We start from the raw sequence: 14,220 nt of genomic DNA, 5'->3' as shown, positions 1-14,220 counted from the left end.
TGACAATGTTGTAAGGCGAGGGGATTTCCGGTCCCCTCGCTTTTGTATTTGTGGCAGAGATCTCAGTGGGGGTTGATTGTTGAAACATCCAACCTGTCTGGAACACATCATGAAATTTCCATCTGTCCGAGCGGCCACCAGCGCCGTCTGTCTCACAGCCGGTCTGGCGCTTGCGCCGGCGCATGCCCAGGAGACGCTCCATCCCGTCCTTGCCGAGGCCTTTGCCAATAGCGAGCTTGCCGCCCGCGAGGAAGATTGGCGTTTCACGCTCCGCGTCACCAACGCCGATGGTGAACTGGTCGGCCGTTTTGACGGCAGTCTTGCCGAGGGAGAACGCTGGCAACTTGTCTCGCCGCCCGAAGTGGAGCTGAGTGATATGCAGGCGGGCTTGTGGCAGGGCTTTTCCGAGGACGGGAATGATGAGGATGATGCGGCGGATGACGACGTGTCCAACGGGCTCTTCTTCTCATTTGCCGAAGCGGATATCGCGCCGGACAGCCTGCGTCTGCAGGAGGAAACCGGCTCCGGCTGGGTCTTCGAGTTCGAGCCTGATCTCGGCGATGATGACATGGATGTCGCCGGGCATTTGCGTGGTCGTTTGACGATCGGCGGGACGCCAGCGGAAGTGCGCGAGCTGAGGCTCTGGGCACCGGAGAGTTTCAAGCCGCATTTCGCGGTTCGGTTACAGGCCTTCGAGATGATCCAGGCCTATCAGCGCGTTGACGGCGTGCCGGCGCCAGTGCTTACCCGTCTCAGTCAGACCATTTCCGGGTCGGCCGCGTTTCAAGCCTTCGACCAGAGTTTCGAACTCGCTTTCAGCGAAATTGAGTTTCTGGGCGAGGCTGTCAGCGCCCGCTGACCGCGCGCACTTTGTCCCGGGCCGCCGCTTCGGCGCGCGGCCCGCGCAGTTCCGGATATCGGACGAGCAGATAGATTCCGACCGCTTCCAGAGCGAGGGTGAGATAGCCGGTCGGAAGCGTGAAATAGGCGTTGCCGAGAATGATGATCCAGCTTGTCAGGTGGATCAGCGTTGCGAGCAGGAAGGTGATGGCCGTCCAGTCCGAGCGACGCAGGAGCAGGATCAGCGTCAGAGCGATGAGGGGCACACGCAGATAGGGTGCGACCAGCGAGAAGAGTGGCGTGTGTGTTAGGATGTTCTGGCCTTCGACACCAAAGGCGCTCAGCTCCGGTCGTCCCAGCACATCCAGCATGATCTGGCTGATGAAGAAGAGCGGCGCGATCAGCAGGAGTATGCAAATGACCGCAAAGGCGGGGCGTGCATAGGTCTGCAAAGATCGATTTGATGGCACCATGCAACTCCTTTACGGAGCGCTGCCGGGCGTGTCCAGACAAACCGGAACGCCGCTGGCGCTTTGACCCCCGGCCTGAGTCGGCCTAACTCCGAACCATGGTTGTTCACATCGTCAAACTCTGTGTCGGCGTTTCCTCGGTTGAGGAGCTCGAAGCCCATCGCGACCGCGAAATGGCAGCGCGCCGGGCGGCGGGCGAGCCGGAAGTGGCGATGCATGTCACGCGCATGTTCCCGACCCGCAAGGATGAGGTCGAAGCCGGCGGATCCCTGTATTGGGTCATGTCGGGCGCGATCCAGTGCCGGTCCGAAATCATCGCTCTGGAACCGGTGACCGGCGGTGACGGTATCAAGCGTTGTGCCATCATCATGTCACCGGACATCATCCGCACATCGGCTGCGCCGCGCCGTCCTTTCCAGGGCTGGCGCTATCTCAAGCCGGAGGACGCCCCGCGCGATCTGGGCGGGAGCGGCGAGGGCGGGGAGGAGCTGCCCGGCGAGCTGCGGGCCAAACTGCTGGAGTTGGGTGCCTGGTGAAGGAAAGCGCTAGTGCGACGCCGCGATCTGGCGGAGCCGCAGGATCATCAACAGAATGATGACCTCAAAGGCGATGACGAGCATTCCAACGGACGCATCATAGATCGGGTTCATGGTCAGCCGGAACCACAGCGCCAAGTGCAGCAAAATGCCTGCACCGAGCGTTACAGCGCTCGCGGCGCGCCGCCAACCGAGCAGGATGAGGGTTGCGAAGAAAGTGGTGGCTACGCCGAAGAATAACGCCAGGTCCAACCGCGTCGTGTGGCGCAGGACTTCGCGCAAATTGATGCCGAAAAATCCGCTTGGCCGGTCAGTGGCGAGCACAATTATGACGGCATTGAGCCAGACGCCCATATAGACAACGAGCAAGGCTGTCAGCCCAAGCGCAAGCCAATATAAGGGACGATTGGCTGAAATTCTGGCGTACAGGATTTCCATGCAGGTCGAGCGCCTTAATCTGGGTCGCTGTCCGGCAGGCGAATCTCATACAGAATCGGCCAGAGCTTCCCGGTCACGTAGATCTGTCCCGTCGCCGCATTCCAGGCAATCCCGTTGGCAACCGCGTCCCGGCGCCCGGCCACGGATGGTGGGACAAGGGCGCTGAGATCGATCATGGCATCAACAATACCTGTCTCTGGATCAATCCGGACAATGGACCGCGTCTCCCAGATATTCGCCCAGATCATGCCGTCGACCCATTCCAGCTCGTTCAGGCGTCGCACCGCGCGCCCATTGAGCGTGACATTGATGGAATGCGACAGCGTCATCGTTTCCGGGTCGAGGAAGCGCAGCTCCGGGGTGCCGTCAGACAGGATGAGATGATTGCCATCATAGGTCAGGCCCCAACCCTCGCCGGGATAGGTGAAGCTGTCGACCTGCTCAAACGTCTCCGCATCGAAGACGAAACCGCGTTCCGAGACCCAGCTGAGCATGAAGATTTCATCGCCGATACGGGCCGAGCCTTCGCCGAAAATCGGTGGAGCAATGGCGACGCTCTGCTCGACACGGCCGGTCTCCAGAGCCACCCGCCGCAGGCTGGATTGCCCGACCTGTCCGGTGCTTTCGAAAAGCTGTCCATCATGAATGAACAGGCCCTGGGTAAAGGCGTTGGTGTCGTGCGGATAGGTCGCGACGACTTCCGGGCGAATGATGTCCGGCGCCTGCGCGCAGGCCGCAACCGGCAAGCTGATCCACAGGGCGAGGGCAGCGAGGCTTCGAACAAACATGCAGGTCTCCCGGACGAATCTCTGGCGCAGCTTAGCCGGGATTCCGGCATCACGAAGGTGGATTGGCCGCCATGTTATCGATCAGGCGTGTTGAACCCAGCCTGACCGCGGCGAGCACGCGCGTTGGTGCGGCGATCGGCCCATCGCCCAGTACGGCCAGCGTGTTGGCGCAACGCGCCTCGATATAGTCGACGCTGTCGAACGCGTTCTGGCAGGCTTTGATCGCCGTGGCCTCGGCGGTCTTGCGATCCGTTCCGCCTTGTAGGGATGTCGCGAGGTCCTTGAGGATGACATTGAGTTGCCCGGCCCGGGCCCGTTCATCGGCGTTGAGATAGGCATTGCGTGAGGACAGGGCGAGACCGTCCTTGTCGCGGCCGGTGGCGCCGGCCAGGATCTCGATCGGGAAGTCCAGATCCTTCACCAATTGCCGGATCACCAGCAATTGCTGATAATCCTTCTCGCCGAAGAAGGCCATGTCCGGACGGACCTGATTGAAAAGCTTGGCCACGACGGTGGCAACACCGTCGAAGAAATGCGGTCGAATATCGCTTTCCAGGCCCAAGGCTGGTCCTTTGAGGGCGACTGTGGCGGAAAAGCCGGTCGGATACATGATGTCGGGCGTGGGCAGGTAGATCAGGTCACACTTGGCATCAGTCAGTTTTTCCGCGTCTTCCATGAGGGTGCGGGGATAGGCATCGAGGTCCTCACCCGGCGCAAACTGCTTGGGATTGACGAAAATGCTGGTCACAACGCGGTCACACTGGGCCCGGGCCAGGCGGACCAGCGACAAATGACCGTCATGCAGCGCGCCCATCGTGGGGACCAAGCCCACGGTGAGGCGATCATCACGCCAACTGCGCACGCGTGCGCGCAGGGCGGATACTGTGGTGGCATGGGGAATTTGCTGCGTGATCATGAAGGGGTCCACAAAACGGGTCGCTTGGGGATAATCATAAGCGATGATACAGGCAAGCGATCCGATTCCGGCTACGGTAATGACATGAAACGACTGACAGTTTTTCTCGCTGCTCTGGCCCTCGCGGGCTGCGCCTCTACTGCAGACCCGGCTCGCTCGTCGATGTCGGATGAGCCGGAGGTTGCGGCCGCGCCGACTCGCAATGCCCAGCTCGCCGATGCCATGTCACGGGAATTGGCACACTTGGCGCGCTTTGACCCGGATGCGCTGGAACGGGTCCAGCCGGAATTGCAGGCGCTCGCGAATGCGATCATGGCTCTTAACGCGCCGGGCGAAACGCCGGACCTTCCCCTTTCGGGGAACGAGGTGGGGGCCGAATTGCCACCGCCAGCGGACATGATCGATGCGCCCAGCCTGCACCATGCTGTCCACCTGGCCTCCTACCGGCGCGTCGAGACTGCTCGGCGCGGCTGGACAGAATTGCAGGCCCTGCACCCGGATATTCTCGGCTCGCTGAATGCACGTCTCAGCGAAGCAGAGATTGTCGGCCAGGGCCAATTCCTGCGACTGAAAGCGGGTCCGTTCGATACGGCGGGCGAGGCGAGGGCGATCTGCCAGCGATTGCAGGCGAGCGGTGCCTACTGTGCGGTGGTTGACTTCTCCGGGCGGCGCATGGCGGATATGGCCTCGACTACGGGGCAATAGCATCATGGCCTGCGCGCGGGGATTTTGCGCGCCACAAGCGTGGTCTAGATTTGGGGCAAGATGACAAATCAGACCGGTTTCCGTTTGCCTGCCAGACCGCTTGGGCGCATCCGCGAGGGTGTCCGTGCGGCGCACATCATCGTGGTCGGCAATGAGAAGGGTGGCGCCGGCAAATCGACGGTGGCCATGCATCTTGCGGTCGCGCTTCTGCGCATGGGCAAATCCGTCGGCGCGATTGACCTTGATCTGCGCCAGCGCAGCTTCGGGCGCTATCTCGCCAATCGCCAGCGCTGGTGCGAGCGACATGGCCTGTCTTTGCCGCGGCCGACCGAGGAAGTGCTCGCGCCGAGCGCGCACCGCGATCTCGATCTGGTCGAGGAGGAGGAGACCGAGCGCTTCTCCGAGGCGCTCTCGCGCCTGAAAACCAGCTGCGACTTCATCGTCATCGACGCCCCTGGCGCCGATACGCTCTATTCCCGCCTGGCGCACTCCAGCGCCGACACGGTGATCACCCCGGTCAATGACAGCTTTGTGGATTTCGACCTGCTCGCAGAGATTGATCCGGAGAGTTTCGAGGTCGGCAAGCCGAGCGTTTATTCGGAAATGCTGTGGGAGTGCCGCAAGCGCAAGGCCCAGCTGGAGAAGCGCTCGATCGACTGGGTCGTCATGCGCAATCGCATCTCCATGCTGGATGCCCGCAACAAGCGCCGCGTCGGTGAAGGGCTGAAAATGCTGTCCCAGCGGATCGGTTTCCGTCTGGCCCCGGGCTTTGCCGAGCGCGTTATTTATCGCGAACTCTTTCCGGTCGGGCTGACTCTGCTTGACCTCACTGAAAGCGGCTCGACTGTGACCTTCACCATGAGCCATGTCGCTGCCCGGCAGGAATTGCGCGATTTGCTGATCATCCTCAAACTGCCCGGTCTTCAGGGCGAAACCATTCCTTTCTGATGGCCCCGTTTGCGCTCGGTTCGATTGCCCTGCTGGCCCTTTTGGGAGCGGCGTGGTGGTTTGCGCGGCAAAAGACGGCCCGTGCCGCGAAAATGGTGCGCATTCTTTTGGGCGGCGGAGCTTTGCTGGCCGGTGTCGTGATCAGTCTTCGGGGCGCGGTCATTCTTGGTGGGCCGCTCGGTGTATTCGGGCTCGGCATGTTGGGGGAGGCGCTGCGCCCTGGCGGCGCCCAGCGGGCTGGTTCCAATCGTGGTGATCAGGCAGGACGCGGCGGGGCACCGACACGGAGCGGCATGAGCCTGGCCGAGGCCCGCGAAATTCTCGGTGTGGATGAGAATGCCGATGCGAACACCATTCGTGCGGCGCACCGTCGACTCATGAAGAAAGTACATCCGGATACAGGTGAGGGCTCACCCGCGCTCGCCCGCCAGGTGCAGGAGGCGCGCGACCGACTACTGTCGGATTTGGGCGAGTAAAGTCGAGTTTATACTCAAGGTTGTATTTGGGGATTGCCTGTTCTACCGTCGGCTTGACGTTGGAGGGTGAAATGGCGCGCCGGATAAAGCCTGGCCATGACCTGTTCGGGAATCCCTTGCCGGGAGTGCAGCCCTTGGATGGTACAGCCGATCACCTGGCCAGCAAGCTGCGCCGCTTGTCCGAAGACGCGTTCCACCACGGCTATGGTCAAAGCGCCTGCTTGATCGAGCTCGCCGCCAATTATGTCGAAATGGAAGCTGTCCGCCTTAATCAGCTTTGGCGTCGGCGCTGAACCAGACCGCCCGGCAGGCTGGCGATTTCGCCACTCATTTCCATTTCCATCAGGAGTGCCTGCACGGTGCCGACGGGAAGCTTCGCTGCCCGCGCGAGCTCGTCACCCGATACCGGCGCCGGGGAGAGCAAGCCTCTGATTTGGTCCAGCGGTGATTTTTGCCGGAACGCGTCCGCCACGGGTTCCGGGCTATCATCGTCGTCCTCGCCCGCAAACAGGTCGAGCTCGCTCGGTGCCGAGCCTTCTTCCAGCGCTTGCCGGGCTGCCATCGGTGGGCGCGCGGCTGCGAGGATGGCCAGAACGTCTTCCACGCTTTCAATGAGATGGGCGCCATCTCGCAAGAGCTGGTTGGACCCGCGGGCCCGCGGGTCAAGCGGGGAGCCGGGTACGGCCATCACTTCGCGGCCCTGTTCACCGGCATAGCGTGCGGTGATCAGGGAGCCCGAGCGTAGCGCGGCTTCCACGACAAGGCTGCCCAGGGCGAGGCCGGAGATGAGCCGGTTGCGGCGTGGAAAGTCGCGGGCCGTCGGTGTCCGCCCAAGGGGCATTTCAGACACCAGCAGACCGGTCTCGCCAATGCGGTGATGGAGCTCGGCATGGTCTGGTGGATAGATGTGGTCGATCCCGCCTGCGAGCACGGCGATTGTGCCGCGCTCGATAGCGCCGGCATGGGCGGCGCCGTCGATGCCGCGCGCCAGGCCGGACACGACAACAACGCCCTCGCGCCCCAGCCCGCTGGCCAGTTCCCGGGCAAAGCGCAAGCCGACGGCAGAGGCATTGCGCGCGCCGACCATGGCGCAGGCGGGCCGGGTGAGCAGGGTCGTGTCGCCGCGAACAATAATGGCGGGCGGCGGAGCGGGTATGGCGGCCAGCAGGGGCGGGAATTCGTCATCCAGACCGGTAATCAGGCGCGCGCCGGCCCGCTCGATCTGGGCGAGCTCGCCCTCGATCCGGTCGACAGACGGGATGTCCAGCGACCGCCGACCGGCTTCACGTGCCCGGCGTGGCAGGTCCTCCAGCGCGGCCTCGGCATTGCCATAGCGCGCAATGGCGCGGCCAAAGCCGATGGCGCCCAGACCTCTTGTGCGCGCGAGGCGCAGCCACATCACCCTTTCGGTGTGGCCGGGCCCCGCATCCGTCATGTCTCGGGCGTGTCCGGATTGTCGGTGGCGGCGTCAGCCTTGCCTTTCTTGCCGCCAATACGCGGCTCCTCGCCCTTCAGCAGGCGCTGGATATTGGCGCGGTGCAGCCAGTAGATCAGTGCGGTGAGAATACCGGCCATGACGGCGACATCCGGCCGTCCCCAGGCGAAGGCAGCGAAGGGCGCGGCGAGCGCCGCGGCCAGCGCCGCAAGCGAGGAAATCCGGAAGATGGCGGCCATGATCAGCCAGGTCCCGATCACGGTAAGGCCGACCGGCCAGAAGACGACCAGCATGGTGCCGACAAAGGTCGCGACACCCTTGCCACCCTTGAATCCGAGCCAGACCGGGAAGCAATGTCCGGCAAAGGCAAAACCGCCCGCGACCAGGCCTTCCGTCGTCCCGAAGGCGAGACCGAAAACAGCAGCTGCAATACCGGCCTTGCCGGCGTCGAGAATGAGGGTGAGAGCGGCGAGATCCTTGCGGCCGGTGCGCAGGACATTGGTGGCGCCGATATTGCCCGATCCGATGGCTCGAATATCGCCGAGCCCGGCCATGCGCGTCAGCACCAGTCCGAAGGGAATGGAACCGAAAAGATAGCCGCCGACGGCCGCGAGCGCGATCAGGACATGGGTCATCATGTTTGCACCTAAGGGTTGTAGAGTGTGTCTCCGGCGACGATGGTTTGCAAGACCCGTCCCTGGAAGCGGCGCCCGGACCAGGCTGAATTGCCGCGCGCCGAGGCAAAGCCGTCGGGCTGACAGACCCAGGGCTTGTCGCCATCAATGAGGATGAGATCCGCCGGCGCACCGACCGCAACCCGCCCCTGGGGCAGGCCGAGCAGATCGGCGGGGCCGCTGGTCAGGACCCGCAGCGCGTCCAGCAGGCTCAGCTCGTCATCATGGACGAGGCCGAGCATGGCGCCGAGCAGGGTTTCCAGGCTGAGCGTGCCGGCGATCGCCAGGGCAAAGGGCTCGCCCTTGTCGTCAAAGGGCGTCGGGCGGTGATCGGAGATGACCGCGTCAATCTCGCCGGATGTGACGGCCTCGACCAAGGCCATCCGGTCGGCTTCGCTGCGCAGGGGCGGATCCATCCGGAAGGCGCTGTCCAGCCCGCCGGCATCGACCTCGTTGAGCGTGAGATGGGCAATGGCCACAGTGGCGGCAATCTCGAGATCACGGCCGCGCACATGACGCAGGGCGTCGAGGCCCGCCGCGGTCGACAGGCGATCAATCATCAACTTGCCGCCCGAGAGTTCAGCCAGGGCCGCGTCGCGCTCGATGGCGATGCGTTCCGACACTGCCGGTTCTGAGGGAATACCGACCCGGGCCGACCAGTCGCTTTCCAGCGCCACCGCGTCGGCGGACAGGTCGCTATCGGCGGGGCGGCACGACAGCCAGACATCGAACTGGCTCGTATAGCTGAGGAGGCGGCGCATCAGGCGGGTGTCACGGATGGGTCGGTCGCCGCAGCCGGCATAGACCGCACCGCCGCGGACCATCAGGCCAATCTCGGCCATTTGTTCACCGGCCAGACCTTGCGTCGCGCCGCAGGCTGACAGCATGCGGACACCGCGCTGGGCCAGGCCGCGCGACATGCCGGCAAAACCGTCCGCCTTGTCCAGCGGGCTGCGGGCATTCGGCGCCAGGACGATGGTGCCGAAACCGCCACTCATCGCGGCGGCGCAGAGCGTATCGACGGTTTCCCCGTCTGGTGTGAGGGCAGGCTCCTTGGCGCAGCGCAAATCGATCAGGGCCGGTGCGAGAATGCAGCCCCTGGCGTCGATGATCTCATCGGCGGCGTCGAGGTCCAGCTCGGTTCCGATCTGGGCGATGATGCCACCCTCGATGAGGACCCCGCCGGGACCGTCCTGTCCCGAGGCCGGATCGACGAGACGGGCATTGATGATGGCGCGGGTCGTGCTCATGCCACGGCCTCCTTGCGGATATTGGCCCCGATCAGTTCGAGGATCGCCATGCGCACCGCCACGCCGCTCTCGACCTGGTCGAGAATGACACTCTTCTCAGGGTCATCAGCCAGCTTGGTGTGAATTTCGACACCGCGATTCATCGGTCCGGGATGCATGACCAGCACGTCCGGGGAGGCCGCTTCCAGCCGCTCATGGGTCAGGCCGAAGAGGTGAAAGAATTCGCGCTCGGATGGCACGAAACCACCGCTCATGCGTTCGCGTTGCTGGCGGAGGGCCATGACGGCGTCGCAGCCCGTCAGGGCCTCGTCGAGATCGTGGAAGACATCACAGCCCCATTGATCGACATCGGAGGGCAAAAGGGTGGGGGGGGCACACAGGCGGATCTCGGCACCGAGAATGTTCAGCAGGCCGATATTCGAGCGGGCGACGCGCGAATGCAGGATATCGCCGACAATCAGGATGCGCCGTCCGCCCACTTCGCCCCAACGCTGCGACAGGGTGAAACTGTCCAGCAGGGCCTGGGTCGGGTGTTCATGCATGCCATCGCCGGCATTGACGACGGAGAGACCGGTGCGCTCCGCAAGAAATTGCGGTGCGCCAGTCGCCGAATGGCGCACGACCATGATGTCCGGCTTCATCGCGGCCAGGGTGCGCGCCGTATCGGACAGGCTCTCGCCCTTGGAAGCCGAGGAGTTTGCCATGGCGAAATTGACCACATCGGCGCCCAGCCGCTTGCCGGCCATTTCGAATGAGCCCTGGGTCCGTGTCGAGGCCTCGAAGAAGAGGTTGAGCACGGTCAGCCCCCGCAGGACATCGCTGCGCTTGTCCGGCGTCCGGTTGGCCGCCAGATGGTGCGCGGCGCGCTCGAAAATGATCTGGATATCAACGGGGTTGAGGTCGGCCACCGAAACAAGGTGGCGGTGGGGGAAGTCGTAGGAAAATTCCGCGCGGCTCATCCCGTCTCCTGGGTCGCCAAGGGCACACAGATAAAGTGTTCGGCGGTATAGGGGGTGTTGAGGGCGGGAGCAAGGGAGGGGGAAGGCAAGCGCGACGCCTGTTTGAAAACTGATGACCTGTCTCTTCGCCTCGATGCGGCGCAGCGCGGTCGTCGGGACTGATTAGCGCTTGACCTGCGCGCCGGGCTTGCGTCTCGTTTGTTCCATGAAGACTCACACCTTGGCGCTCGGCGCCCTGATCCTTGGTGCAGCGCCTGTAGCAGCCCAGTCAGAGCTGGAAGCCGCGACTTGTCCCGTCGAGATCATCGTCCTTGGCGTCGGCCAGGATGGCGGCGCGCCGCAGCTGGGCAATAGCGCGGACCCAGCCTGGGAAGACCCGTCACTGCGTCGCCTGGCGACCTCCATCACGGTGCTCGATCGGGAGGCGGGCGCCCGCTATCTTTTCGAGGCGACGCCCGATATCCGCGAGCAACTCTATCGGCTCGATCAGGCCATGCCGGTTGATACGCGCCCCGGGCTGGACGGCATCTTCCTCACCCATGGCCATATCGGCCATTATACCGGTCTGATGTTCTTGGGCCATGAGAGCATGGGCGCGCAGGATGTACCGGTCTACGCCATGCCTTCCATGTCGGCCTTCCTCTTTTCCAACGGGCCCTGGGACCAGCTGGTCCGCTACGACAATATCGAGCTGGAAGAGATCTGGGCCGGCCAGCCGGTCGAGCTGGGCGATGTCCGCGTGACCGCCTTCGAAGTGCCGCACCGGCAGGAATATACCGAGGTCGTCGGCTACCATATCGCCGGGCCGACCCGCTCGGCGATCTTCCTGCCCGATATCGACAGCTGGGAAGAGTGGGAAACATGGGACGATGGCGAGGCGATGCGGATCGAGGATCTCATCGCCACCGTCGATGTCGCCTATATCGACGCCACCTTCTACGCCAATGGCGAGATCCCGGGGCGCGACATGTCCGGCTTCCCGCATCCCTTCATCACCCATTCCATGGAACGCTTCGCGGACCTGCCGGCCAGCGAGCGGGCCAAGGTCCGCTTCATCCATTTCAACCACACCAATCCAGTTCGCTATCCCGACGCGCCGGAGCGGGATGTGGTGATGGAGGCCGGGTTCAACCTGGCGGATGAGGGCGAGCGTTACTGTCTGGCGGATTGAACCGGGGCTGGCATCAGGCCGATGCGGATGAAGCCAAGACCGACGATCGCATGGCCAATCGCTTCGGCGTAGGGGAAAGCGCCGTTGAGGCCCAGGATGAAGGCCCAGCCGGCCAGGATGGCGAGGCCCGCAAGGCGTGGCAGCCAGCCGGTGATCAAGGCCAGCCCGGCGATCAGGGCCATGCCGAGCAGGAACAGGCCCGGCCCGGCCGTGGCGAAGATCAGCTGCAGGCCATCCGCGCCCAGCATGGCGGCCCGCGCGGTTTGCGCGGCATCGGCGGGCAGACCGCTCGCCAGCGCGCCATAGACCAGATCAAGCGCGAAATTGCCGCACAGAAGGGCGGCGCCCAGTACCAGTGGGAGGCTGATCAGCGCGGCGGTCACCGGGCGCGTCGGTTCGATGAGGCGTCCAATACCCTGTGCGGCGAGCAGGTAGAGCAGGGCCGCCACTAGCAGGATGAGATGACCGTTCAGCCAGGCCTCAGGCTCGGCGGCCAATGAGGCAAGAAAGCTGCCCGGACCGGAAAGCCCGGCGAGGGCTGTCATTTGCGGCTGCATGACAATGAGTGCGACAGCGAAGCACGGGCCTGCTGTCAGCAAGGCGAGGCGGTGGGCAGAAACAGGCATGGCGAACGGGCTCCCTCGGTTGTTCGTACCGCTTGGGATGCCGGAAGCGGGGCGTTTGGATGCAGGCGGGGCTGGACCTGGCTGGTGAGACAGAAGTCCTCACTCAGGATCAGTCGAGTACCATCAGCGCTGCGCCAGGATATAAGGGCTGTCTCGAAATCCGACTGAGGCTTGGTCACGGCGAGACAATAATGGGCGGGTGTGTGCCGCCGCGCGGTCCATACGGCTCCACTATCCCAGCAACCACAGCCAGAACGGAATGGTCACGAAGCAGAAAAGCGCGCTCGCCGTGATGTCGCCGGCGGAATAGGGCGCGTCGCCGCCCATCTGCTTGGCCAGGACATAGGCCGAGGCGGCGCCCGGCGAGGCACCGGTCAGGAGGAGGATCGTCAAGGGCACGCCCTCAATGCCGAGCAGGCGGCCGATCCCGTAGAAGACCAGTGGCCCGATCATCAGCTTGATGAAGACGGATAGGCCCAAAAGCCGCGGGCGGGCCTTCATGGCGGTGAAGTTGAGACCGGCGCCCACAGCCAGCAGGATCAGCGGCAGGGCGGCCTGGCCGATCAGGTCGACCGTGTCGGTCAGCATGCCGGGCAGGGGGATGCCGCCGAGATTGACGATACCGCCCGCCGCCGAGCCGAGGATGAGCGGATTGGTCAGGATGCGATAGATGATGGAGCGCCAGTTCGGCGCTGCGCCGTCTCCCCAGATGGACAGGGCCGCCACGCATTCCATGTTCACCAGCGGGATGGAGGCAACCATGATCAGCGCCACCAGGATTTCGCCTTCCTCGCCAAACAGGGCAATGCCCAGGGCGAGGATCAAAAGGCCATTCCAGCGACAGGTCGCCTGGAAGAGGCTGGTATAGGTCGGGTCCGGTATCTTCAGCAGTGGCTTGATCGCCAGGGTGATCGCCGCCATGCCGAGAAAGCCCAGCATCGCCGCACCCATGAAGGAGCCCAGCTGGATGTCCGACAGGTCGGCATGGCTGATCGACGAGAACAGAAGGGCCGGCGACAGGCCGAGATAGGCGAGGCGCGAGATCGGGCCCCAGCTGTCGTCCGGCAGGAGGTTGGAACGGCGCAACAACCAGCCGACAAAGATCACGCCGAAGACCGGCACCAGGGCGGAAATGATCGGGTTCATGGGCGCAGCATCTCCAGGCGGTCGAGGGCGCTTTGCAATATGTTGGCGGCGGCGTGGGCGTCGATGATGTCCTTTCGCTTGTCCCGTCGCACGCCGACAGAGATCAGCTTTTCCTCGGCCTCGAAGGTCGAGAGGCGTTCGTCCTGGAAGACGATGGGCAAATCGCGCAGGCGCATCAGATTGCGGGCCATGGCGCGGGCCGACTGGACGCGGGGGCCTTCGGAGCCATCCATGTTGACGGGCAGCCCCATCACGATGGCACTGGCCTGGCGTTCATCCAGCAGGGCAAAGATGCGTTCCGCGTCGACCGTAAACTTGGTCCGCTTGATGGTTTCCACCGGCGTGGAGAGACCGCGCGACGCACCGCAGGCCGCCACCCCGATGGTCTTTGTTCCCGGATCAAGGGCGATCAACGGGCCATCAGGCAGGTCTTCCAGGGTCACAATCGGCATGATGGCGGGATGCGCTCTACACGCGCGACCGTCAAGCTTTCTTGCACCTGCGAAAGGCGATTGCTACTCAAGCGGCTTCGACTATCCGGAGTGATTTCCCCATGTCCGTCACCGCTGATGATGTGCGCCGCATTGCGCGCCTCGCCCGCATCGCCGAACCGACCGATCGTATCGACACGCTGGTCGGCGAGCTCAATGGCATTTTGAACTGGATCGAACAGCTCAATGAAGTGGATGTGGAGGGCGTTGAAGCGATGACCACGCCCGTGAAATTCCCGCTGCCGCAGCGCGAAGACGCAGTCACCGACGGCAATTGCCGCGACAAGGTCCTGGCGAATGCCCCGAAGTCCGATGAAGGCTTCTTCGTCGTGCCCAAGTCGGTGGAGTAGG

General features: G+C 63.8%; 19 protein-coding genes. 8 read left to right on the top strand and 11 right to left on the bottom strand.

The window, feature by feature from the left end; translation table 11 throughout:
* Positions 1-109 precede the first annotated feature (109 nt).
* A complete protein-coding gene (locus tag Q0X62_RS06855) occupies positions 110-859 on the top strand; it encodes a hypothetical protein (protein WP_297733157.1) in 750 nt (249 codons plus the stop codon).
* On the opposite strand, the gene Q0X62_RS06850 is transcribed toward Q0X62_RS06855, so the two are convergent.
* A complete protein-coding gene (locus tag Q0X62_RS06850) occupies positions 846-1,313 on the bottom strand; it encodes a hypothetical protein (protein ID WP_297733154.1) in 468 nt (155 codons plus the stop codon). The genes Q0X62_RS06855 and Q0X62_RS06850 overlap by 14 nt on opposite strands.
* A 95-nt stretch (positions 1,314-1,408) precedes the next feature.
* Here Q0X62_RS06850 and Q0X62_RS06845 point away from each other — a divergent pair, with 95 nt between their 5' ends.
* Complete coding sequence (locus tag Q0X62_RS06845; RefSeq protein WP_297733152.1) at positions 1,409-1,846, top strand: DUF1489 domain-containing protein; 438 nt, start codon at positions 1,409-1,411, stop codon at positions 1,844-1,846.
* Between the two features lie 9 nt (positions 1,847-1,855).
* Here the strand turns inward: Q0X62_RS06845 and Q0X62_RS06840 are convergent, their stop codons facing one another.
* Genes Q0X62_RS06840 through panC form a run of 3 tightly spaced genes read right to left on the bottom strand, consistent with a single transcriptional unit; the run spans position 1,856 to position 3,988 of the window.
* The gene (locus tag Q0X62_RS06840) at positions 1,856-2,284 is read right to left on the bottom strand and encodes a hypothetical protein (protein ID WP_297733149.1); all 429 of its coding nucleotides are present in this window, start codon (positions 2,282-2,284) and stop codon (positions 1,856-1,858) included.
* A 14-nt stretch (positions 2,285-2,298) separates the two neighbouring features.
* Positions 2,299-3,072: a glutaminyl-peptide cyclotransferase gene (locus Q0X62_RS06835; protein WP_297733146.1), complete on the bottom strand. Its 774-nt coding sequence runs from the start codon at positions 3,070-3,072 to the stop codon at positions 2,299-2,301.
* 49 nt (positions 3,073-3,121) lie between these two features.
* Entirely contained in the window at positions 3,122-3,988 is an 867-nt protein-coding gene (gene panC, locus Q0X62_RS06830; protein ID WP_297733142.1) for a pantoate--beta-alanine ligase, read from the bottom strand.
* A gap of 84 nt (positions 3,989-4,072) precedes the next feature.
* On the opposite strand from panC, the gene Q0X62_RS06825 reads away from it, so the two are divergent.
* The 4 genes from Q0X62_RS06825 to Q0X62_RS06810 all read left to right on the top strand — a co-directional run bounded on the left by Q0X62_RS06825 (position 4,073) and on the right by Q0X62_RS06810 (position 6,410).
* Complete coding sequence (locus tag Q0X62_RS06825; protein WP_297733139.1) at positions 4,073-4,693, top strand: SPOR domain-containing protein; 621 nt, start codon at positions 4,073-4,075, stop codon at positions 4,691-4,693.
* A 60-nt stretch (positions 4,694-4,753) separates the two neighbouring features.
* Positions 4,754-5,641, top strand: a complete 888-nt coding sequence (locus tag Q0X62_RS06820; RefSeq protein ID WP_297733136.1) for a division plane positioning ATPase MipZ — start codon at positions 4,754-4,756, stop codon at positions 5,639-5,641.
* Positions 5,641-6,117, top strand: coding sequence for a J domain-containing protein (locus Q0X62_RS06815; RefSeq protein WP_297733133.1), 477 nt, complete (start codon positions 5,641-5,643; stop codon positions 6,115-6,117). The genes Q0X62_RS06820 and Q0X62_RS06815 overlap by 1 nt, the downstream gene beginning before the upstream one ends.
* Positions 6,118-6,251: 134 nt before the next feature.
* A complete protein-coding gene (locus Q0X62_RS06810) occupies positions 6,252-6,410 on the top strand; it encodes a hypothetical protein (RefSeq protein WP_297733130.1) in 159 nt (52 codons plus the stop codon).
* Here the strand turns inward: Q0X62_RS06810 and dprA are convergent.
* The 4 genes from dprA to Q0X62_RS06790 are packed head-to-tail and all read right to left on the bottom strand — an operon-like array spanning position 6,389 to position 10,435.
* On the bottom strand, positions 6,389-7,552 hold the full coding sequence (gene dprA, locus Q0X62_RS06805) for a DNA-processing protein DprA (protein WP_297733127.1): 1,164 nt from the start codon (positions 7,550-7,552) through the stop codon (positions 6,389-6,391). The two genes, Q0X62_RS06810 and dprA, sit on opposite strands and share 22 nt — an antisense overlap.
* A complete protein-coding gene (plsY, locus tag Q0X62_RS06800; protein WP_366946117.1) occupies positions 7,549-8,187 on the bottom strand; it encodes a glycerol-3-phosphate 1-O-acyltransferase PlsY in 639 nt (212 codons plus the stop codon). Before plsY ends, dprA begins: the two co-directional genes overlap by 4 nt.
* Before the next feature lie 11 nt (positions 8,188-8,198).
* On the bottom strand, positions 8,199-9,476 hold the full coding sequence (locus Q0X62_RS06795) for a dihydroorotase family protein (RefSeq protein ID WP_297733123.1): 1,278 nt from the start codon (positions 9,474-9,476) through the stop codon (positions 8,199-8,201).
* A complete protein-coding gene (locus Q0X62_RS06790; protein WP_297733120.1) occupies positions 9,473-10,435 on the bottom strand; it encodes an aspartate carbamoyltransferase catalytic subunit in 963 nt (320 codons plus the stop codon). The genes Q0X62_RS06795 and Q0X62_RS06790 overlap by 4 nt, the downstream gene beginning before the upstream one ends.
* A gap of 205 nt (positions 10,436-10,640) precedes the next feature.
* On the opposite strand from Q0X62_RS06790, the gene Q0X62_RS06785 reads away from it, so the two are divergent.
* Positions 10,641-11,606: an MBL fold metallo-hydrolase gene (locus tag Q0X62_RS06785; RefSeq protein WP_297733117.1), complete on the top strand. Its 966-nt coding sequence runs from the start codon at positions 10,641-10,643 to the stop codon at positions 11,604-11,606.
* On the opposite strand, the gene Q0X62_RS06780 is transcribed toward Q0X62_RS06785, so the two are convergent.
* The 3 genes from Q0X62_RS06780 to ruvX all read right to left on the bottom strand — a co-directional run bounded on the left by Q0X62_RS06780 (position 11,588) and on the right by ruvX (position 13,830).
* Complete coding sequence (locus Q0X62_RS06780; protein ID WP_297733114.1) at positions 11,588-12,232, bottom strand: hypothetical protein; 645 nt, start codon at positions 12,230-12,232, stop codon at positions 11,588-11,590. The genes Q0X62_RS06785 and Q0X62_RS06780 overlap by 19 nt on opposite strands.
* Before the next feature lie 231 nt (positions 12,233-12,463).
* Positions 12,464-13,378, bottom strand: coding sequence for an AEC family transporter (locus Q0X62_RS06775; RefSeq protein ID WP_297733110.1), 915 nt, complete (start codon positions 13,376-13,378; stop codon positions 12,464-12,466).
* Positions 13,375-13,830, bottom strand: coding sequence for a Holliday junction resolvase RuvX (gene ruvX / locus Q0X62_RS06770; RefSeq protein WP_297733108.1), 456 nt, complete (start codon positions 13,828-13,830; stop codon positions 13,375-13,377). Before ruvX ends, Q0X62_RS06775 begins: the two co-directional genes overlap by 4 nt.
* Positions 13,831-13,931: 101 nt before the next feature.
* Between ruvX and gatC the strand changes: the two genes are divergently transcribed.
* On the top strand, positions 13,932-14,219 hold the full coding sequence (gene gatC, locus Q0X62_RS06765) for an Asp-tRNA(Asn)/Glu-tRNA(Gln) amidotransferase subunit GatC (RefSeq protein WP_297733105.1): 288 nt from the start codon (positions 13,932-13,934) through the stop codon (positions 14,217-14,219).
* The last annotated feature ends 1 nt before the right edge of the window (position 14,220 follow it).

It is taken from the genome of uncultured Maricaulis sp. (assembly GCF_947259345.1).
Taxonomy (GTDB): Bacteria; Pseudomonadota; Alphaproteobacteria; order Caulobacterales; family Maricaulaceae; genus Maricaulis.
The sequence above is the reverse complement of the archived record's forward strand: the minus strand, read 5'-3'. Positions and strand labels throughout refer to the sequence as shown.

What these genes read in the sequence shown, in the direction of transcription:
- dprA (WP_297733127.1), bottom strand. Translation starts at nt 7,552, where the DNA reads ATGACGGATGCGGGGCCCGGCCACACCGAAAGGGTGATGTGGCTGCGC.
- gatC (WP_297733105.1), top strand. Translation starts at nt 13,932, where the DNA reads ATGTCCGTCACCGCTGATGATGTGCGCCGCATTGCGCGCCTCGCCCGC.
- Q0X62_RS06790 (WP_297733120.1), bottom strand. Translation starts at nt 10,435, where the DNA reads ATGAGCCGCGCGGAATTTTCCTACGACTTCCCCCACCGCCACCTTGTT.
- Q0X62_RS06855 (WP_297733157.1), top strand. Translation starts at nt 110, where the DNA reads ATGAAATTTCCATCTGTCCGAGCGGCCACCAGCGCCGTCTGTCTCACA.
- Q0X62_RS06780 (WP_297733114.1), bottom strand. Translation starts at nt 12,232, where the DNA reads ATGCCTGTTTCTGCCCACCGCCTCGCCTTGCTGACAGCAGGCCCGTGC.
- panC (WP_297733142.1), bottom strand. Translation starts at nt 3,988, where the DNA reads ATGATCACGCAGCAAATTCCCCATGCCACCACAGTATCCGCCCTGCGC.
- Q0X62_RS06835 (WP_297733146.1), bottom strand. Translation starts at nt 3,072, where the DNA reads ATGTTTGTTCGAAGCCTCGCTGCCCTCGCCCTGTGGATCAGCTTGCCG.
- Q0X62_RS06820 (WP_297733136.1), top strand. Translation starts at nt 4,754, where the DNA reads ATGACAAATCAGACCGGTTTCCGTTTGCCTGCCAGACCGCTTGGGCGC.
- Q0X62_RS06795 (WP_297733123.1), bottom strand. Translation starts at nt 9,476, where the DNA reads ATGAGCACGACCCGCGCCATCATCAATGCCCGTCTCGTCGATCCGGCC.
- ruvX (WP_297733108.1), bottom strand. Translation starts at nt 13,830, where the DNA reads ATGCCGATTGTGACCCTGGAAGACCTGCCTGATGGCCCGTTGATCGCC.
- plsY (WP_366946117.1), bottom strand. Translation starts at nt 8,187, where the DNA reads ATGACCCATGTCCTGATCGCGCTCGCGGCCGTCGGCGGCTATCTTTTC.
- Q0X62_RS06785 (WP_297733117.1), top strand. Translation starts at nt 10,641, where the DNA reads ATGAAGACTCACACCTTGGCGCTCGGCGCCCTGATCCTTGGTGCAGCG.
- Q0X62_RS06845 (WP_297733152.1), top strand. Translation starts at nt 1,409, where the DNA reads ATGGTTGTTCACATCGTCAAACTCTGTGTCGGCGTTTCCTCGGTTGAG.
- Q0X62_RS06825 (WP_297733139.1), top strand. Translation starts at nt 4,073, where the DNA reads ATGAAACGACTGACAGTTTTTCTCGCTGCTCTGGCCCTCGCGGGCTGC.
- Q0X62_RS06775 (WP_297733110.1), bottom strand. Translation starts at nt 13,378, where the DNA reads ATGAACCCGATCATTTCCGCCCTGGTGCCGGTCTTCGGCGTGATCTTT.
- Q0X62_RS06840 (WP_297733149.1), bottom strand. Translation starts at nt 2,284, where the DNA reads ATGGAAATCCTGTACGCCAGAATTTCAGCCAATCGTCCCTTATATTGG.
- Q0X62_RS06850 (WP_297733154.1), bottom strand. Translation starts at nt 1,313, where the DNA reads ATGGTGCCATCAAATCGATCTTTGCAGACCTATGCACGCCCCGCCTTT.
- Q0X62_RS06815 (WP_297733133.1), top strand. Translation starts at nt 5,641, where the DNA reads ATGGCCCCGTTTGCGCTCGGTTCGATTGCCCTGCTGGCCCTTTTGGGA.